This is a genomic window from Kibdelosporangium banguiense (genome assembly GCF_017876405.1).
GTDB lineage: Bacteria > Actinomycetota > Actinomycetes > Mycobacteriales > Pseudonocardiaceae > Kibdelosporangium > Kibdelosporangium banguiense.
Genome location: NZ_JAGINW010000001.1, coordinates 6412459 through 6430383, shown reverse-complemented (window position 1 = coordinate 6430383; position 17925 = coordinate 6412459). Strand labels below are relative to the sequence as shown.

18 protein-coding genes are annotated in these 17925 nt (G+C 66.3%); 9 read left to right on the top strand and 9 right to left on the bottom strand.

The annotated features are described in order from the left end of the window. Positions 1-240: 240 nt before the first annotated feature. Genes JOF56_RS30270 through JOF56_RS30255 form a run of 4 tightly spaced genes read right to left on the bottom strand, consistent with a single transcriptional unit; the run spans position 241 to position 3283 of the window. Entirely contained in the window at positions 241-591 is a 351-nt protein-coding gene (locus tag JOF56_RS30270) for a VOC family protein (protein WP_209642879.1), read from the bottom strand. Positions 592-618: 27 nt separating this feature from the next. Further along, positions 619-1383 (bottom strand): helix-turn-helix domain-containing protein, encoded by a 765-nt coding sequence (locus JOF56_RS30265; RefSeq protein WP_209642878.1) that lies wholly within the window; start codon positions 1381-1383, stop codon positions 619-621. A gap of 36 nt (positions 1384-1419) precedes the next feature. Further along, positions 1420-2022: a hypothetical protein gene (locus tag JOF56_RS30260; protein WP_209642877.1), complete on the bottom strand. Its 603-nt coding sequence runs from the start codon at positions 2020-2022 to the stop codon at positions 1420-1422. A gap of 1 nt (position 2023) precedes the next feature. Next, positions 2024-3283, bottom strand: coding sequence for a hypothetical protein (locus JOF56_RS30255; protein ID WP_209642876.1), 1260 nt, complete (start codon positions 3281-3283; stop codon positions 2024-2026). A gap of 108 nt (positions 3284-3391) precedes the next feature. Here JOF56_RS30255 and JOF56_RS30250 point away from each other — a divergent pair, with 108 nt between their 5' ends. From JOF56_RS30250 to JOF56_RS30240, 3 genes are all read left to right on the top strand, one after another. After that, entirely contained in the window at positions 3392-3685 is a 294-nt protein-coding gene (locus JOF56_RS30250) for a hypothetical protein (RefSeq protein WP_209642875.1), read from the top strand. Between the two features lie 134 nt (positions 3686-3819). Further along, positions 3820-5553 (top strand): sensor histidine kinase, encoded by a 1734-nt coding sequence (locus tag JOF56_RS60240; protein ID WP_209642874.1) that lies wholly within the window; start codon positions 3820-3822, stop codon positions 5551-5553. Continuing rightward, on the top strand, positions 5546-6238 hold the full coding sequence (locus JOF56_RS30240; RefSeq protein ID WP_307855320.1) for a response regulator transcription factor: 693 nt from the start codon (positions 5546-5548) through the stop codon (positions 6236-6238). Before JOF56_RS60240 ends, JOF56_RS30240 begins: the two co-directional genes overlap by 8 nt. A gap of 162 nt (positions 6239-6400) precedes the next feature. On the opposite strand, the gene JOF56_RS30235 is transcribed toward JOF56_RS30240, so the two are convergent. The 3 genes from JOF56_RS30235 to JOF56_RS30225 all read right to left on the bottom strand — a co-directional run bounded on the left by JOF56_RS30235 (position 6401) and on the right by JOF56_RS30225 (position 10132). Then, on the bottom strand, positions 6401-6703 hold the full coding sequence (locus JOF56_RS30235; protein ID WP_209642873.1) for an iron-sulfur cluster biosynthesis family protein: 303 nt from the start codon (positions 6701-6703) through the stop codon (positions 6401-6403). A 64-nt stretch (positions 6704-6767) separates the two neighbouring features. After that, positions 6768-8621, bottom strand: a complete 1854-nt coding sequence (locus tag JOF56_RS30230) for a SpoIIE family protein phosphatase (protein ID WP_209642872.1) — start codon at positions 8619-8621, stop codon at positions 6768-6770. A gap of 134 nt (positions 8622-8755) precedes the next feature. Then, entirely contained in the window at positions 8756-10132 is a 1377-nt protein-coding gene (locus tag JOF56_RS30225) for an LVIVD repeat-containing protein (protein WP_307855319.1), read from the bottom strand. A gap of 81 nt (positions 10133-10213) precedes the next feature. Between JOF56_RS30225 and JOF56_RS30220 the strand changes: the two genes are divergently transcribed. From JOF56_RS30220 to JOF56_RS30205, 4 genes are read left to right on the top strand one after another with little or no spacing between them, the layout of a single operon-like run. Continuing rightward, entirely contained in the window at positions 10214-11560 is a 1347-nt protein-coding gene (locus JOF56_RS30220) for an ABC transporter substrate-binding protein (RefSeq protein WP_209642871.1), read from the top strand. A gap of 9 nt (positions 11561-11569) precedes the next feature. Continuing rightward, entirely contained in the window at positions 11570-12904 is a 1335-nt protein-coding gene (locus JOF56_RS30215) for a peptide ABC transporter substrate-binding protein (protein WP_209642870.1), read from the top strand. A gap of 45 nt (positions 12905-12949) precedes the next feature. Then, the gene (locus JOF56_RS30210; protein ID WP_209642869.1) at positions 12950-13540 is read left to right on the top strand and encodes a TetR/AcrR family transcriptional regulator; all 591 of its coding nucleotides are present in this window, start codon (positions 12950-12952) and stop codon (positions 13538-13540) included. Further along, a complete protein-coding gene (locus JOF56_RS30205) occupies positions 13537-14283 on the top strand; it encodes a thioesterase II family protein (RefSeq protein WP_209642868.1) in 747 nt (248 codons plus the stop codon). Before JOF56_RS30210 ends, JOF56_RS30205 begins: the two co-directional genes overlap by 4 nt. Here the strand turns inward: JOF56_RS30205 and JOF56_RS30200 are convergent. Beyond that, positions 14268-14765, bottom strand: coding sequence for a hypothetical protein (locus tag JOF56_RS30200; protein ID WP_245378456.1), 498 nt, complete (start codon positions 14763-14765; stop codon positions 14268-14270). The two genes, JOF56_RS30205 and JOF56_RS30200, sit on opposite strands and share 16 nt — an antisense overlap. A gap of 417 nt (positions 14766-15182) precedes the next feature. Between JOF56_RS30200 and JOF56_RS30195 the strand changes: the two genes are divergently transcribed. Together JOF56_RS30195 and JOF56_RS30190 are read left to right on the top strand one after the other, a co-directional pair. Continuing rightward, positions 15183-16271 carry a helix-turn-helix domain-containing protein gene (locus tag JOF56_RS30195; RefSeq protein ID WP_209642866.1) on the top strand — a complete coding sequence of 363 codons (1089 nt, stop codon included), beginning with the start codon at positions 15183-15185 and terminating at the stop codon, positions 16269-16271. Beyond that, on the top strand, positions 16268-17398 hold the full coding sequence (locus tag JOF56_RS30190) for a hypothetical protein (RefSeq protein WP_209642865.1): 1131 nt from the start codon (positions 16268-16270) through the stop codon (positions 17396-17398). Before JOF56_RS30195 ends, JOF56_RS30190 begins: the two co-directional genes overlap by 4 nt. Here the strand turns inward: JOF56_RS30190 and JOF56_RS30185 are convergent. Beyond that, positions 17370-17882 (bottom strand): GNAT family N-acetyltransferase, encoded by a 513-nt coding sequence (locus tag JOF56_RS30185; RefSeq protein WP_209642864.1) that lies wholly within the window; start codon positions 17880-17882, stop codon positions 17370-17372. The two genes, JOF56_RS30190 and JOF56_RS30185, sit on opposite strands and share 29 nt — an antisense overlap. Between the last annotated feature and the right edge of the window lie 43 nt (positions 17883-17925).

Sequence of the window (17925 nt, the reverse complement as noted above, 5' to 3'; positions counted from 1 at the left end):
CGGACACCGCCTTGCTGGCGGATTTCGGACACCACACCGAACGCCCAGCGCCTGCGCCATCCAGGTGATCCCCGCGCGAACGGCCCTTTCGCGCGGGTTCACCTCTTGAAACACCCTGCTGATCTTGCTTCCCCGATAGACTGGACCAGGGACGCCCCCCGGAGAGGGTGGGGGCTGTTCTTCTTATGTAGGGCCGGGTTTCGCTGGGATTGGTGCGTGAAGGCGGGTGGCAGGGTCGGCCTACTCTCCGGCTGGGATCAGGCAGAATACGTGGCCCTCGGGGTCCGCCAGGACTGTCCATTCGGCACCGCCGGGCTGGAACTCGGGTTTGGTGGCGCCGGCGGCGAGTAGTTCCTTCTCCGCGACCTCGATGTCGGGGACCTCGAAGTCCAGGTGCATGTGCTTGGCTGGGTCGGGCCAGCCGGCGGCGTTGTATCCCTCGACGTGCTGGAAGGCGAGCTGGACTGGGCCGCCGGTCAGGGACGCGAAGTCGTCGCCGCTGGAGGCGATCTTCCAGCCGGTCACTGTTTGGTAGAACGCGGCGAGCTCGGCGGGGCGCGCGGTGTCGATCACGATTGTCGTCAGTGTCATGCCGGGAAGTCTGGGCCTCCGGCCGTCTCAGGTCTTGAAGATTCTTGCAACGGCCGTGGGTGTTCGGCCCACGTGTACGCGGATGGTCCGGCACAGGTGTGCTTGGTCTGCGAAGCCGAGGTCGGCGGCGAGCCCTGCCAGGTCCTGCTCCCCTGCCTCCAGTCTGTCGAGCGCGCGCCCGACTCGTACGCGATTGCGGTACTGCGTCAGCGAAATCCCGAGTTCACGCGTGAACGCGCGGCTCAGCCGGTACGGCGAGACGTCCAGCAGCTCGGCGAGCGGTAACAGGCCGCCGGGGTCGGCTGCCTGAATCGCCTCGCGTGCTGCCGCAAGCAGCATCCGGTCCCGGGACCCGGCCGGCACGGCCGACTTCCCGGCGATCACCAGCAGCCCGAGTAACTCCTCGACCACGCCATAGTCCACATCCTGCGCCTGCACAGCCTTCAGCAACCGCCGATGCGCGAGTTCTAGCCGCGCGTCCACGTACAGGGCCGGGTCAGCCGGGGCACCGCCACGCCATAACTCCGGACCGACCTCGACAGACGTGCACACGTCCCCGCCCGCCGGATGCGCGAACCGCTCCTCTGCCCCAGGAACGGTCACATACCCGACCGTGGGGTCGACATCGACCACCTGTCCGCGCGATTGCCACCCGAACCGCCCGCGCCTGGCCAGCACGAACCCGAACCCTGTCCGCGGCTCCGGACTCGACCAGCCCACGTGGTCGTCCCAGCAGGTCACGGCCCGGATCGTGAACCCGGGCCTGCGCGCCAGCAGCGTTGTCGTCCGCATACCGGAGACGCTAGACCAGCCCACCGACAAAAAAGCTCAACAGGACGGCCGCAGAGGCACCGACGTCACGGGGGCAGGCGCGGTCGGCACAGTGGTCGATGGGCACAAAACCGGTGGTTGTTCGCCGGTCAGCGACGTCACAGCGATGATCGTGATGACTGCGACGGTGACGACGGCGGCAAGTCCGACCAGGACAACCGGAAAGATCTTTCGTGGCACCGAGGGCGGGCCGGCGGGGGCACTGCTGTCCGGCTGCAAGGACGCTGACGCCTCGACGGTGAACTGCTCCTCGTCGGTCAGGAAACGCCGATACGTGTCCAATGCCGCCTGTAAGGACTGATCAAAGTCCACTTCAGACGGTTGAACGGCGTCCGGGCTGACGAACCCGTGCAGCAGGTGCAGCGGGCGGCTGTGCTCGTCACGAGGTGCGTCTTCAGTGCCGATGTCGGGGCCGGTGACCGTGTGCTCCGACCATACGACCGTGAGCTTGCGGCCGCCGACAGTGGTGACGACGGTCCGCGGCCCCGATCCGGCGATGTCCTCGAGAAAGCCGTACTGCGAGATCAGGAAGTCCGGTGCGAGCAGCACTCGATAGCCACTGCGGCGCCCCCGGGCGACGAGGAACGGCCAGGTTCGCATGTCAGTGCTCACTCCTCAGCCGGGATGCGGGCAGTTTGGCCTCCAGCATGGTCACCTGCGCCTGCATGGCCTGCACGACCCGGCGCCGGGCCTGGACGATCTCCTCGGCCTGCCGGTCGGCTTCGCTCAACGCCGCCATCCGGCGCTGGTAGTGCGTATCGGGCCGGGCCCGGGCGTCCATGAACAACGCCACGCCCGCTTCACCGATCAGACCGCCACCTATCGAGGAGGCGAGCACTCTCGCTGCCTTGTCGGCCAGGAACGCGCTCAGCGACCGCACCGCCTCCGCCGGCGACATCCGGGTCTGCCGGTGCATCTCGGTCATGATCGCCTGCCGGGTGGCGTAGTCCAGCGACAGCTCCACCTGGTTGAGCACGTCCGGCACCACCGCCGCCAGCGCGACCTCCACATTGGCCGGCTGGAAGTGGCCGTCGGGGCGTTTGTGGATCATCCCGTTGCGCAGCTCGGCGAAGTCGTGCCCGACGGCGGTCACCGGGATCAGCCGGACGATGCGCCGCGCGCTGTGCACGTTCACCAGGTCGCGGAACCCGTCGATGCCCATCAGCAGCGTGTGCACCAGTTGCAGCCGGGTGTTCTCGTCGGCGTGCAGCTGGTCGAGCACGTCCCACTTGGTGATCACGAAGACGACCGGGGCCCGGGTGGACAGCAGGCAGTGGACCATGGCGTCGAGGGTGGTCTGCAGGATCGACCGGCCGCGCCGGTCACCCTGGTAGGTCTGCAGGACACGCAGGCCGTCGATGATCGCGACGACCGCGTCGGCCTGCGCCACCGAGGTCAGCAGGCTTTGCTGCGCGGTCGATCCCGGCGCGTCCGGGTCGGTGAGCAGCTCCCCCGGGTATTCCAGGTATCCGATGTCCAGTATCGGCTTGGCCTCGCCGCCGATGCCGGTCAGAACGCTGAACTCGAACTCCCGCATCTCACCGCGCGTGGTGCCGCGGGGCCAGTCGTCGGTACTGGCGACCTCCCGGTACCACTTGTTCAGCTCGATCAGCTGCACGTACGGCACTCGCAGGAAGTACCCGCGGTTTCCCGGCACCTGCAGCCGCCGGTAGACGCTGGTCAGCAGCAGGGTCTTGCCCGAGCCCTGCAGGCCGAGTGTCACCACCCGGAACTTCGGTATCGCCGGTGTGGCCACGACTGCCTTGTCCCGCTTGGAACTTCCGCGCCTGCGGCGCCACAACACCACCGACGTCACCACCAATCCCAGAACGATCAACGCCACGACCGGGCTCGAGTTCATGACCCGGAATGCTCGTCGCGCGCGGGACCGGAATCATCAGGGCCAGCCCTGATGGCAGGACTCGCGCCGGGCGTCATCGTTGGTCGGAATCCGAAGGGGAGGACGACAATGGCCGCACATTGGGGAACATTCAACAAGAACTACGACCACCGGACTTGCCTGTCCATGAGCTCGACCGCGGTGTCCGACTACGCCCTGCAGATCTACGACAACGCCTGGGACGGCGACTACATCGTGATCGGCGGCGGCCGGGGCGACCTCGTCGTCCAGGTCACCTGCGTGCCGCAGGGCGGGAACAACACCTGGATCGCGGTGACCGCATGGGCGTCCGACTCGGGCGCCGCCGAACAGGCACGCAACACCATCAGGGAGCAGATCGTGCGGATGGTCAACATCGACTGAGCTCCGCGGGCACCGGACTGCGTCCAGCCGTAACACGATTGGGCGCAGTTCGGCCGGCGGTCCGCCTGCCCCGTAACGCCGAGCCGCTCGGTACCGAGATGCCGAGTGCCCGGTAGAGCGAGGCGAGGTCGGCTGTGGACGAGCGGCACAGGGGCAGGGTGCTGCACGCCGTTGTGGTGATCGGCGTGTTCCTTGGCGTTTGCGCGGTTCTGTTCAAAACGCGGGACGGTTCCCATCCGGTGGCCGACGTCGTGCTGACCGGGCTCGTCGGGTTGCTGTTTCTTGGCGCGGGAGTGTTCGCCCACCGCCGCCGTCCGGACAACAACACCGGCTTGCTGCTGGTCGCGGTCGGCGTGGCCACGTTCGCCGAGGATCTGCAACTGTCCCGCGATCCCGTCACGCACACGTTCGGCCTGCTGGTGGCGCACGTGGCGTCGCCGATGATCGTCCACCTTGTCCTGGCGTTCCCGAAAGGACGGCTGAGCACCTGGCCGGCCAAGGGGCTCGTGATCGCCGCGTATCTGGCGGCGCTCGGCCTGGGCCTGCTCAGAACCCTGTTCGGTGGTTCCCTGCCGGCCGGTCCGCGCAACCTCCTGGCGATCACGCAAACGTCCACCCTGGCCATCGCGGTGAGCCAGGTACTGGAATTCTCCGGCGCGTTGATCGCCATCAGTATCGTGATCGTGTTGTGTCACCGATGGCTGACCGGCACGTCCAGCACCCGGCAGATGCTGGCCCCGGTTCTCGGGGTCGCCCTTGCCGGTGCGACCGCGTCCGCGGTGGCCAGTCTGCTCGGCCCGCAACATGCGGACTACGCGATGGTTCTGACCGGAGCCAAGATCGCACTCTGCTTGTGGCCGTTGGCATTCGCAGTGGGCGTCCTGCGCACGGGACCGCGCCCAGCAGCGGTGACGGATCTGCTTGTCGCCCTGCGCGATCCGCTCACCCCGGGGCAGTTACGCGACCTGCTGGCCCAGACGCTGCGTGATCCGTCACTGCGGCTGTGGCTGTGGCATCCGCCGACCAGGACCTTCCGTGACGTGGACCGCGCGCCGGTCGACACCGAGGCCCAGCGGGACCTGGTGACCTATGTGGACTATCACGGCCGCCGGATCGCCGCCCTGGTCAGCCGCGACACGTCCTGGGAGGACCAGCGGCTGCTCGGGGCCGTCGGCATGATCGCCGGTCTCGTTGTGGACAGCCAGCTGCGGGCCGAGGAGGAACAGGATCGGCTGGCCGAAGTGCGGGCCTCCCGGGCACGACTGCTCGAACTCGCGGACGCCGAACGGCAACGCGTCGAACGTGACCTGCATGACGGTGCGCAGCAACGACTTGTAGCCGTCGCCTTAGGCCTTCGCCTTGCCCAGCAACGGCTTGGCACCGGAACTGAGGAACTGGCCGCCTTGCTCAACGCCAGCGTCGACGAGGTGGACGCGGCCATGGCGGAGCTGCGTGACCTGGCCCGCGGCATTCATCCCGCGATCCTCACGCAGGCCGGTCTGGTCCCGGCAGTGGCCGCGCTGGTCGAACGCACCCCGTTGCCGATCGAGCTGTCGGCTTCCTCGGTGCCACGGCTGCCGGCCACGATCGAGGCGACCGGCTACTTCGTCGCCGCCGAAGCGGTGACCAACGCGCTCAAACACTCAGGAGCGGAGCTCATCGAGGTGGAAGTGGCTCTGGACAACGGATCTCTGTACGTGCGTGTCACCGACGACGGAGCAGGCGGCGCCGATCTGTGTGCCGGTTCCGGCCTGCGCGGGTTACGCGACCGAGTGCAGGCGATCGGCGGCGACCTGACGATCACCAGCGTCAGCAGCAAAGGCACGACCGTCGAAGCAGCGATCCCAACGGGCGGTGGCCATGGCTGAACTGACGGTCGTCCTTGCCGACGATGCCATCCTCATCCGGGAAGCTCTCGCTGACGTGCTGCGGCGAGCGCAGTTCCGGATCTGTGCCCAGGCCGGTGACGCCGAAGGGCTCTGCGACGCCGTCGAAACGCACCGACCTGACGTCGTCGTCGCCGATATCCGGATGCCGCCGACCCATCAGCTGGAAGGCCTGGTGGCGGCGATCGACATCCGCCGCAGGCACCCCGGCATCGGTGTCCTGGTGCTGTCGCAGCACCTGGAGACCCAGTTCCTGCCGACGCTGCTCGACGGCAACCCGCGGGGCGTGGGCTACCTGCTCAAGGAACGCGTAACCGGAATCGGCACGTTCGTGGACGCGGTCCGGCAAGTCGCCACCGGCGGCTGCGTGATCGATCCCCAGGTGGTCGCCCAGCTGATGCGCGTGCGGCGGCGTGCCGACCCGCTGGCCAGGCTCAGCGACCGCGAACGGGAGATCCTCGCCCTGATGGCCCAGGGACGGTCCAACCAGGCCATCTGCGATCAGCTCGTGCTCACCAAGAAAACCGTCGAGACCCACATCCGCAACATCATGCTCCGGCTCGATCTGCAACCCGAGCCTGACGACCACCGCCGCGTCCTCGCGGTCCTCACATATCTGCGCCCCTGGAGCGAAGACACCTACCGCGCGACACTCCCCCCGCACTGACCTCAACCGGTCTGCCTAGGGGTATGGCTACACCTAGGCCATATTTGCTATGGCCGCCCGATGTGGCCGGGACATATCTTGATCTACAACAACCGATTGCAAGAGGGGGACCCAGGGTGGCCGGGCTGAAGGCGACCGCCACGCCCGCCTTCAGCCCGAGCCTCACGCCTGCTGGGGCGCCAGGGCGAAGGCGATCTCGCCGTCGTTGTTGCGCTGGACGTCGAGCACCTTGTCGTCAAGGAATTCGGCGGCGCCCTGTTCGAGGAACACGTGCGCGCCGTTGTCGGCTGTGACGACCTTGTCACCCTGTTCTGGCTGCCTGGTCACCGCGAGCGCCAGCTGGGCACTGGCGTCGTCGGCGGTCCTCAGGCTGAACCGCAGTCCACCACCATCGGTCTCCTGCTGACCGTCCTGGCTGGTCAGCGCCTCGATGGCCTGTGCTGCGGCATCCGTGACTGCGAGCATCTCGGCTCCTTCCGGTTGAGGTGTCGCAGTCCCCAACGTATGGGTTGAGCGCGCCGCCCGCAGATCAGGCATGTGACCGAACGTCGAGCAGCATGTCCACGCCACTGATCGACAGCACGTTGCCTGCCGGGCTGCTCGGCGCCGCCACGACGCGCAGCGAACGGCCCGCGTCACCGATCCGCCTGCCCTGCTCGGTAAGCACACGAAGTCCAGCACTGCCAAGGGCTGTCACGTCGTCGAGGACGAGCGTGATCGGCAGCCGGCCACCACCTCGGGCCGCCTCAAGCAAAGCGCTGCGCAGCCGGGCCGCCGAACTGCCGTCGAGCGCCCCGGATACCGTGAGCCACAACGAATCCGGCGCCGACATCGAGTCGATCCGAAGATCTTCGAGAGATTCGTCACGGGCCGGCGCGACCCGCGTCGCGCCGGTGCGCACCGGCCGGCGGACGACTTTGGACATCTCCACCACAGTGCCCTTGGACGTGCTCGACAGCCGCATGGTGTCCATCGACTCACGCATCATCAGCATGCCGCGGCCCCGGAAACCCGGTTCGTCGTCAGGCGTCTTCCAGGCTCCGGTGTCGGACACGACCGCCTGCAGGCAGCCGAACTCGTCCAGCGACGCCTCGACGCTCACAGTGCCGCCCTGCGAGTTGTACGCGTGCTCGATGCTGTTGGTGACCGCTTCGATCACGCTCAGCTCGACCGCGACCAGGTCGTCCTCCATCAGCCGCAGATCGCTGAGCCACCGCCCCAGCTCGCGCCGGACGTCGGTGAGCTTGCGCGGATCAGCCGGGACCGACAACATCAGCGGCTCGACGAACGGCAGCAGCACGGTCACCGCCAGCAGACTGGCGTCGTCGTGCGGCGCGTGGCTGTTCTCGATCAGCTGCAGCCCGCCCTGGCAGATCCGGTCGGCCAGGGCCCGCGGCCCGACACCGTTGAACCGCACCACTTGCCCGGAGCACGCGGCCAGCTCGCCGATACCCTCCACAATGGTCCGGCCGGGACGTTCCACCGCGCCGTCGGAGTACAGCACGATCGTCTCGCCCGGCAGCAGCACGTCCTCGGCGAACATGAAATCGCCCTGGCCGAACGCCAGCGGCGGCCCGCTCGGCTGCGGCAGCACCCTGGTGTCGCCGTTCCCGCTGACCACCAGGGGCGGCGGGTGACCCCGCGTGCAGTATTCGAGTGTTCCGGTCTGTCTATCGAGGATCGCGACACAGATGGTGGTGCCGCGCGCCTCGGGGGCGCTGCGGGCGAACGTGTCCAGCGCGGTCATCAGCTCGTTGAGCTGGCCGCCCATCAGCATCCGTTCGGCGACGATCGCCCTGAGCTGGCCCATGATCGCCGAGGCTCGCGGGCCGTGCCCGACGACGTCGCCGACCACCAGGCCCAGACGCCGTCCCGGCATCGGGACGACCTCGAACCAGTCACCGCCCGCCGCGTCGTTCGCACCGGCAGGCAGGTACGCCGCCGCCATGCTGATCTCGGGCAGTACCGGCAGGCCATGCGGCAGAACCGCCAGTTGGAGGTCGAGGGCGACCTCGTGCTCGTTGCGCCGGAACGGAGGCGGCTGCGCCGACAGGTCCACGGCCTGCGCGATGAGGCCCGTGACCACGCCGTACGAGTCGATCACCGGCATGACCGTGACCAGGGCCGACGGCTCCTCCACAGAGAGCGTGCGGCCCTCGCGGTAGACCTCGTCCAGCATGTCGAGCAGACGGGTCCCCGGCAGGGCATTGCCTGCCAGCCGGACCGGCATGCCGATCAGGTCGAGATCGCCCACGCTCGCGCGCGCCGCGCGGTTGGCCGCCACCACGATGTGCTCGGGCCCGTCGAGCATCCACACCACTGCGGGCAGATGCTCGAACGCCCGTGCCACATCGGCCGGATCGCCCCCGATACCGCGTCCCACGAGAGGATCGCCTCCCTTGCCGGGCGATGCCCACGCCCCGGGAGGCTTTACCCCAGATCGCGACGCCCTAAACCTGACCGACAGCTACACCATGTCAGTTCCCGCTGACGGCGTAGCCCACACCTGCCAATGGCTCAGCGAGTCAGTTTCAGGACGTCCACGCCGCGGACGTTGTCGGCGACGTAGACCAGGCCCTTGTGCCAGGCCGGGTACCACGAACGGCCGTCGCCCGGACGGTGGTAGGCGATCTGACGCGGGTTGGTCGGGTCGCTGATGTCCAGGAACCGGGTGCCCTGCGCGTAGAACGACTGGACCAGGATCTTGCCCTCGACGTCGAAGTAGTGCGCCGAGCAGTCGCCGGTGACCGGGTCGCTGCCCTCCTGGCCCGCGACGCTCCAGCTGCCGATGGTCTTGAGCCGGAACGGCTTGTCCGGAGTGGAACGCCAGCCTTCGCCGTTGTACGAGCCCTTCAGCGAGGCGATGACGAGGATGCCGTCGGCCGCGCAGCCGTCGAGGAAGCTCTCCTCGGTGACGTACACGAGGTCGCCGTCCTTGCCCCAGCGTGGGTGGTCGCCGCCGTCCTTCGTCCGCTTGCCCACCGGGCGGTAGCTGTTGTGCATGAACTTCGACGCGGCCGTCAGCTCCGAGACACCACCACCGGCGTACGGCACGGGGTCGGTCGCGGTCGCCCGGCGGAACTTGCCCGTCGTCGGGTCGCGGTGCCAGCCCTCAGTCCAGTAGCCACGCACACCACCGCGGCCGGACGACCAGGCGATGCCCATGTCGTCGACCTGCACGTCGTGCGCGTAGTCGGTCTTACCGTCGTTGCGGTAGAGGTCGATCGGGTTCGGGAAGACCTTCGGCTTGCGCGGGTTGCGCATGTCGGTCACCCAGATCGGGCGGCCGCCCCACTCCGCGGGCTGGCTGTCGGCCTTGGCCGGGCCGCCGCTCCAGACATACTGGCAGTTGTTGATGCAGCTGGTGGTGTGGCCGGCGGGGACCTTGACGTAGCTGATGATCTCCAGCTTGTCCGGCCGCCTGGCGTCGACGGTGTAGATACCGGACTCGCCGGTATTCGTCGTGCCGCCGTAGGCCCGCGGGTCGCGCGCCAGGAAGATCAGCTTGCGTTCCGGGTCGGCCTCGGTGTCCTCGCCCTGCCAGAACCCGGGCAGGTCGACCTTGCCGATCAGCTTCGGCTTGCGCGGGTTGTCGATGTCGTACGACTTGAGCCCGAACGTGCCCGAGACGAACAGGACGTCCTTGTGGCCGTACTTCAGAAACCGCACCGAAGTGGCCCCGGCGGCGTCCGGAAGGTTGGCGATCTGCTCGACATTCTTGACCGCGCTCGTCGCCGCGGCATTCTTCGCGGCGGCCGCACCATGGCCGGCATGTGCGGCACCGGACGGGTTCCCGACAACCTCGTCACCGCAAGCAGCAGCGGGAACCGTGCTGACGAACGTCAGCGCGACCACCGAGAACGCGACCGTAGAGCCCTTCAACCATCTGCGCACCCGCCCACCCTAGGGCTGATCGCAAACCAGACACAACGTCCATTCGTCGTTGGTCAAATCCCATCTGCTAGGACTTTCCGCATGCGCCTGATCATGCTGCTGCTCGCGGCAGTACTCACTGTCACGGCCTGCAGTACCCCGCCGAAGCCGAAACCGGAGCCCACGCCCGACCCAGGCCCTCGGCCTGACGTGCTCACAGTCGGCATACGCGAGCCCACGGTCCTGCTGAACGACCGGATGATCAATCGCGCGCTGTACACGCCTCTCGTCGAGTACGACCCCGCCACAGGCAAGACGACCCCGGTCGGCGCGGAGTCGGTGACCACCACCGACCAGATCACGTGGACGATCAAACTCCGGCCAAGCCAGTACCACGACGGCACGCCCGTCACCGCCAGCTCCTACGTGGACGCGTGGCTCCGGCCCAATGGTGACGATCTGGTTCCCTACAAAGAGATCGTGCCGGTCGACGACCTGACGATCCGATACGTCACCGCGGCACCGGCCAGCTACTTCCCCGCCTTCCTGGCTTCGCCGCACGCGGCACCGGTGCGGCCCCACTTCCACGCCAGCAACCCGATCGGCAACGGAGCGTTCAAACTCGCAGCGCCGTGGGACGACGAAACCGGCGGTACTTTGATCCGGGTCGCGCCGGCAGGCCGGCAGGTTCGGGAGATCGACATCAGAGTGGTGGACGACCTTGACGCCGCGTTCGACGAGGTCCGCGCCGGGACATTGGACATCGTCACCGACGTTGCGGGCAGTAGGCGCGCCGCGATGCGCCAGGAGTTCGCCGACCGGCATGTGACGTGGCCGAAACCAGAGGCCGCGTATCTCATCTTCGGCCCGGACATGCCCGACCCGGCGGCCCGGTCCGCGATCGCGATGTCCCTGGATCGCAAGGCACTGGCCGAAGGGCTGCTGAATGACGACGCCGATCCCGCTACCGGGCTGTATCCGCCCGCTGTCGGGCCAGGCGCCGCGTCTGACGGCTGCCGTGCCTGTGGCTTCGACCCAGCGACTGCGAAGTCGCTTCGCGACCAGGCCGGGCTCAAGTCGCTGACCATCCGCGAAGGTAACGCGACCGAAATGACCTCACTCACTGCTCAGATCCGCTCGGCACTCGGCGTTCGAACCGACTTTGGCCCTGGTCCGGTCTTGCAGTCGGTAGAGTGGTCCATGGACAGCCCGTATGTGTACGGCTTTCCCGAGGTCCCTTCGGCGCAGCCGTTCCTGGACGCCGCGGCCGCCTCGGGCGATCCGCAGGAACGTGCCCGCAACTATCGGCTCGCCGAGCAGGAAGCCCTCCGCGACTTCACCGTAGTTCCGCTGTGGACAGTCAATGGCCATGCCGTCTGGGCTGAACGGGTCCATGGTGTGACCGCCACCGCTGCCCACGGAATCGACCTCGCCGCGATCACCCTGTAGGACTTTCCCATGCGCATCGTGATGATCCTGCTGGCCGCCGTGCTGGCAGTGACCGGCTGCAGCACGCCGCAGCAGCCTGGGCCGCAGACCGGCGTGCTGACGGTCGGGCTCAAGGAGCAGAAGCAGCCGGTGTTCAACCGGATGATCAACCATGCGCTGTACACGCCGTTGATCGACTACGACGCGGCGACCGGGAAGGTGACGCCAGTCGGGGCCGAGTCGGTCAGCACAACGGACCAGATCACGTGGACGATCAAGCTCCGGCCGAGCCGGTATCACGACGGCGTCCCGGTCACCGCGAGTTCCTATGTGGACGCCTGGTTGCTGCTGGCCGAGGTTTTGGTTCCGTACCAGGAGATCGTGCCGGTCGACGAGTTGACGATCCGGTACGTGGCCAAGAAGCCGGCCAGCTTTCTACCGGCTTTCCTTGCTTCGCCGTATGCGGCGCCGGTGCGTACGAACGGCAGTATCTACAACCCGGTCGGCAACGGGCCTTTCAAACTCGCGGTGCCTTGGGACAACACCAAAGGCGGCCGCCTGACCCGGGTCGACCAGGTCGGCAGCAAGGCACGGGAGATCGACCTGCGGGTGTACGCCGACGCGGGTGTGGCCTTCGACGATGTGCGCGCCGGGAAGCTGGACATGGTCGTCGACATCCCCGGCAACCGGCACGAGGCCATGCACCAGGACTTCGCCGACCGGCACACGACCTGGCCGAAACCCGAGGCCGCGTACCTCGTCTTCGGGCCGGACCTGCCCGACCCGGCCGCGCGGTACGCCATCGCCATGTCCATCGACCGCAAAGCGCTCGCCGAAGGCGTGATGGACAACCAGGTCGACCCGGCGACGGGTCTCTACCCGCCGGCGGTCGCACCCGGTGAACGGTCCGGCATCTGCCGGGCATGCAACACCGACCCGGCCGCCGCGAAGACTCTGCGCGAACAGGCCGACCTCAAGTCGGTCACCATCCGCAGCACCGAGGGCAACAACAAGCAGGCCGCCGCGATCGCCGACCAGCTGCGCGCGGGACTGGGCGTCACCACCGACTCGGGCCCGGGGCCTGAGCTGATCACTTGGGCGTGGGACATCGACAGCCCGCACGACCTGTTCAACGACCGGATGAACGTCCCGTCGGCGAAGGCGTTCCTGGACGCCGCGGCCGCCTCGAACGACCCCGAGGAACGTGCCCAGAACTACCGGCTGATCGAGAACGAGATCCTCCGCGACCTCACGATCGTTCCACTGTGGACAGGCCATGGCCACGCGGTATGGTCCGAGCGCGTCCGTGACGTCACGGCGAACGCGGCACACGGCATAGATCTGACCGCGGTGACCTTGGCTTAGCCAAATGGGCCATCTGGCGCAACGGAAGACGCTAATCTGAGGTTCATGGGTCTTCCGGAGCGGCCACGCTCGCGCAACGGTGCGGGCCTGCCGGCGGTGACGGCGGAGCAGATCGTGGACGCGGCGGTAGGACTGACAGCCGAGTCGGGACTGGGCAACTGGACGTTGCGCCAGCTGGCCGCCAGGATCGAGGCCTCCCCGGCTGTGGTGTATCACCACGTCGGCGACCGTGAGGCCGTGGTCTGCCTGGTGCTCGAGCGCGTGGTGCGTGAGCTGGCGGTCCCGCCCGAGACCTTGCCGTGGCGTAAGTGGTTCGAAAGGTTGCTGGCCGATCATCGGGTCGTGCTGCGTAAATACCCAGGTGTCGCGTACCGGCTGGCCATGCACGGGGCGCCCGTCGTCGATCTGGGCGTGCGGCTGTTGCAGGAAGCCGGGTTCGACTCGGAGAGCGTGCTGGCCTACAACGTGCTGTTGACCACCGCGTGCCACTACATCGCCATGGAGGACACCCCCGGCGGCTATCGTGAAAGCACAGGCTTGGTTGCCGCCTCGGAGAAGCAGGCCGAGTTGTTCCAGTACGCCGTCCAACGTTGCCTCGACGGACTGGAATGCCGTCTCAACGAGAGGAAAGCATGACTGACGACCGGTGGATCCGACGTTTCGTCCCATCACCGGAGGCAGCGACACGACTGGTCTGCCTGCCCCACGCGGGCGGATCGGCCAGCTACTACCTGCCGGTGGCCAAGGCGTTGGCGCCCAAGGTGGACGTCCTCGCCCTGCAGTACCCAGGCAGGCAGGACCGCCGTGACGAACCCGGCCTCACGACAGTCGCGGACCTGGCCGACGGAGTCTTCGACGCCCTACGCCCCTGGACAGACAAGCCGTTGACGATCTTCGGCCACAGCATGGGCGCCTCAGTGGCCTACGAACTAACCCGCCGCCTGCAAGAAGCAGGAACAAAACCGATAGCCCTGTTCGCCTCCGGCCGCCCCGCCCCCAACAGAACCCGCGAGGACAACAAAACCTATCTCCTCAACGACAAAGACCTCACCGCGGAAGTCAAAGCCCTCGGCGGAGCAGGCTCTCACCTGCTGGACGAACCCGACATCCTCAACATGGTCCTGCCGGCCATCCGCACCGACTACCAGGCCGCCGAAACGTACAAGTGGACCCCAGGCCCAAAACTGACCTGCCCGATCCACGCCTTCATCGGCGACGCCGACCCGAAAGTGAACGCCGACGAGGCCCGCTCCTGGTCCGACCACACAACCGGCGAGTTCTCCCTGCAAGTCTTCGAAGGCGACCACTTCTACATCGACAAACACGCCCCCGCCATAATCGCCGCCATCTCAGCCCGCATCGATCAGGCCGCCCGGTGATCATCAACAGGTCTCTGGACCCATCCGCGTAACCGTTGCCGACCGATCTGGACGTGCACGGCCTGTTCGAACGTCGTGCCGTCGATGCCGTCATAGCCATGCCGGACAACAGAACGGTAGATGTCCTGCGAGACAACCAGGATCAACGGCGCCAGCGTCAGCTTGAATCTGCGCTTGAGCTCCGGCGCGTCCAATAGGCGCGCGGTGATGTCGAGATCCTCGCCGTACCAACCGCGGTTGTCGTAGTGCACCTCGCCGGCGTGTACCGCGACACGAAGCCTGAACCGGATTTGCGGACGATCGATCCCATGCTTGGTGAGCAACTCGTTGAGCGTCGGGATGACCATCGTCAGGAGGACCGTCTTGGGCGCGTGGTCGACCGGGTGGATCAGGACGAATACACCGTCCCCCCGGTCGACCAGGTCTCGATGCCGCTCTTCGATACCGCTGAGCAGCAGAGTCCGGTCGATCAAGTCGTACATGACACTACGCAGAAGTGCGCGTCCCGGGTTGGTTCTGTCAGTGGATCCTTCGATGTCCACCGCAATGATGGCCCGGTGACGAGGTAGCACCGGTGTTCGCGGTGTACTCATGACGCCCCCTTCTGGTTCGTCAGCTTGTAGCCCCTCGCCTTTCGGCGTGTCTCCTTGGCCGCCTCCGTCCCTGCCTGCGAAGGTGTGCGTCGTCGATATCAACTTGTGTCTTACTGAATTTCAGAAACTTCAGTGAAGTTGTGTCGACTCTGCTAAGGTTCAGTTTAGGTCTTGAATAGGTGGCGCACAATAACCTCCCAACGTACGGATTCGCCACTCTGCCAACTGGTTCAAGGCCCTGTAGCCATTCGTTGTACACTCCGACTCCTGCAGCTTTAGTGAAGTTCACTGGAAGGCAAAAACACGGTGGCTGGAGATGACGCTCGCAAGACGCTCGCCCGCAGGCTGCGGGCGTTGCGCGAGCAGCACTGGCCCGGCACTTCCATCACCCAGCAGCAACTCGCCCAGGCTCTGGGTGGCCGTAAGCCGCTGAGCATCTCGTTGATCTCTTCATGGGAGAACACCGGCGCGATCCCACCGGAGCGCAGACTTGAGGCGTACGCGATGTTCTTCGCGACGTCCCGGTCGGTCGAGAGCGAGCCATACCGGGTACTGATGCTCGGCCAACTCGACGAGAACGAGCGCGCAGCCCGCGAAGAGCTCTGGCACGAACTCAAAGAACTGCGCAACCAGGCCATCGCTGCCGGGCCGGGAGCGCAGGCCACGCCGCCACTACCGATCAGCAGCGGCTTCTGGCACTTCGGCGACGAGTACATCGTGACCATCGTGTGTGCCCAGCTACCGCTGGAACTACGGGAGAAGTTCGGCGACTACGCCAATCCGAACAGCCCCGACTATGTGACGCTATATACATACGCGGACCCGGACGCACTGATCGAGTTGTACGGTCACATCAGGGCGGCCAACCCCACAACCCAGGTGTACTTCAAAACGGTCCATGAACTTGTCACGGACGACTTCAGCTCGCACCTCGTGTTGCTTGGTGGTGTCGACTGGAACCACGTGACCCGTGAACTGCTGAAGCGGATCGAAATGCCGGTCCAGCAAGTTGCCCGGCACGAAGAATCCGACATCGGCGGTTTCGAGGTGCAACTCGAAGGCGGCGGCAGCCGGCTGTTCGCTCCACAGATGGACAGCGATGGCCGACTGGTCGAGGACGTGGCTCACTTCTATCGTGGACCGAACCCGTTCAACACCCGGCGGACCGTCACCATCTGCAACGGCATGTACGGTCGTGGCACGCTGGGCGTCGTGCGGGCCCTGACCGATATCAGGTTCCGAGAGAAGAACAGCGCTTTCCTGACAGAACATTTCGCCGGCTCCAGCGCGTTCAGCATCCTCAGCCGTGTCTCGGTGCTGATGGGAAAGGTCCTGACTCCTGATTGGACCAAGCAGGAAACCCGATTGCACGAATGGCCGGAGGCACATGAATGATCGAATCGCCCACGGTGGGCCTGTCCTCCTACCACCACGCGTCGCACCGCCATCTGCTGGCTGAGGCCCAGGACATCACTCCGCAACCGGTGGACGCGATCATCGTCCCGACCGCTCGCACAGTGGCGTACCTACGCACCGCTGTAGAACTCGCCCAACATCACGGATGCGTGCTTTTCGCGTTGTGCAGCGGGCGCGCGTCCGCAACTAAGACGATCAGGCTCGCCTACCGTTACGGCGTTGAGGTCGTCGCAGTCGACATGAGGGATTTGCGGAGCGGTCTGGTGCCGGAGTTTGCCACCTCGACCATGCTGGACAGCGCCAACTACGGCCGCCTTTTCGCACGTAATACGGACACCAGCCTGAAGCGCAACATCGGACTGCTGTTCGCACACATCGCCGGTTGGGACCGGGTCGTCTTCCTGGACGACGACATCACTATTCCTCAGCCGGACGACCTCAACAACGCGGTCGGCCTCCTGGACCGCCACGCCGGCGCCGGACTGTCGATCGGGGGCTTTCCGGACAACTCCGTGGTATGTCACGCATATCGCGATGCGGGCGGCGAACAGGACACCTTCATCGGTGGAGGTGCGCTGGCCGTCGGCCGCAGCGCGTTCGACTCGTTCTTTCCAGACATCTACAACGAGGACTGGTTCTTCCTCCTCAACGAAACCGGTCTGCGGCCTTCCGCGATCACTGGGAGGGGAATCCAGGCACCTTACGACCCATACCGGGACACCATGCGAGCCCGAGGGGAAGAACTTGGCGACTGCCTGGCGGAAGGCTTGTTCAGCCTCCTGGACACCGGCATGCGCCTGACCGACGCCGACTCCAGGTTCTGGGCGGATTTCCTGGGCAGGCGAAGGTCCTTCATCCACGAGGTCATCCAGATGGTCAGCGATACGTTGCCTGAAAGCGCCGAGAAGGCCCGAATGACTGCCGCGCTCGAAGCCGCGGTAGTCCGCAACCGACTGATCCTTCCCGAGATGTGCGTGGACTACATGGAGGCCTGGCGGGCCGACCGCAAACTCTGGGAGCGCCACATCCAGGCACAACGGCCAGTAAGACTACACAAACTGCTGGCCAGGCTGGGACTCATGCATTGTTATCGCGAAGGGTTCTGACCAGCATGTCGCAGGTTTCGGGCCAGGTCTTGCGGCTGCCGTCGGGTAGTTTCAGCTCGTACAGGCATTCGACGGTCGGATGCGGCCACTTCGCGTAGCCCAGCCGCTCGTACCAGATCCGTGCGCGGACGTTGTCCGTCCGTACTGCCAACGCGACCTGGTCATATCCGTACTTGGCCAGCCGCTTCTCGGCGGCTGACATGAGTTTGGTGCCGACTCCCTGGTTGCGGTGCTCCGGCACGACCACGATGCGGTGCAGTAACGGCACACCGGGCAGACGCTCCCGGACATCATGCTCGTCCGCGGCTTCGAACCGCAGGTAGACGCTGCCGATCAGGACATCCTCGATCCATGCCGTCAGCAGCTCTCCTCTGCCGTCCTTCTGCCGATTCAACCGATCGGTGAACAAATCCTCGTCGGCGAACGCGTCGACGAGTGCCGCGAGGTCCGCCGGCTGGGCAGGCCGGATCTCCACGTCCCTCATAGGCTCCCCTCCCGGAGTCACGTGTCACACCGATCTTGCCTGA

Bases quoted from the DNA above. Each gene is read 5' to 3' on its own strand.
- JOF56_RS30270 (WP_209642879.1), bottom strand. From the start codon at position 591: ATGACACTGACGACAATCGTGATCGACACCGCGCGCCCCGCCGAGCTC.
- JOF56_RS30265 (WP_209642878.1), bottom strand. From the start codon at position 1,383: ATGCGGACGACAACGCTGCTGGCGCGCAGGCCCGGGTTCACGATCCGG.
- JOF56_RS30260 (WP_209642877.1), bottom strand. From the start codon at position 2,022: ATGCGAACCTGGCCGTTCCTCGTCGCCCGGGGGCGCCGCAGTGGCTAT.
- JOF56_RS30255 (WP_209642876.1), bottom strand. From the start codon at position 3,283: ATGAACTCGAGCCCGGTCGTGGCGTTGATCGTTCTGGGATTGGTGGTG.
- JOF56_RS30250 (WP_209642875.1), top strand. From the start codon at position 3,392: ATGGCCGCACATTGGGGAACATTCAACAAGAACTACGACCACCGGACT.
- JOF56_RS30240 (WP_307855320.1), top strand. From the start codon at position 5,546: ATGGCTGAACTGACGGTCGTCCTTGCCGACGATGCCATCCTCATCCGG.
- JOF56_RS30235 (WP_209642873.1), bottom strand. From the start codon at position 6,703: ATGCTCGCAGTCACGGATGCCGCAGCACAGGCCATCGAGGCGCTGACC.
- JOF56_RS30220 (WP_209642871.1), top strand. From the start codon at position 10,214: ATGCGCCTGATCATGCTGCTGCTCGCGGCAGTACTCACTGTCACGGCC.
- JOF56_RS30215 (WP_209642870.1), top strand. From the start codon at position 11,570: ATGCGCATCGTGATGATCCTGCTGGCCGCCGTGCTGGCAGTGACCGGC.
- JOF56_RS30210 (WP_209642869.1), top strand. From the start codon at position 12,950: ATGGGTCTTCCGGAGCGGCCACGCTCGCGCAACGGTGCGGGCCTGCCG.
- JOF56_RS30205 (WP_209642868.1), top strand. From the start codon at position 13,537: ATGACTGACGACCGGTGGATCCGACGTTTCGTCCCATCACCGGAGGCA.
- JOF56_RS30200 (WP_245378456.1), bottom strand. From the start codon at position 14,765: ATGTACGACTTGATCGACCGGACTCTGCTGCTCAGCGGTATCGAAGAG.
- JOF56_RS30190 (WP_209642865.1), top strand. From the start codon at position 16,268: ATGATCGAATCGCCCACGGTGGGCCTGTCCTCCTACCACCACGCGTCG.
- JOF56_RS30185 (WP_209642864.1), bottom strand. From the start codon at position 17,882: ATGAGGGACGTGGAGATCCGGCCTGCCCAGCCGGCGGACCTCGCGGCA.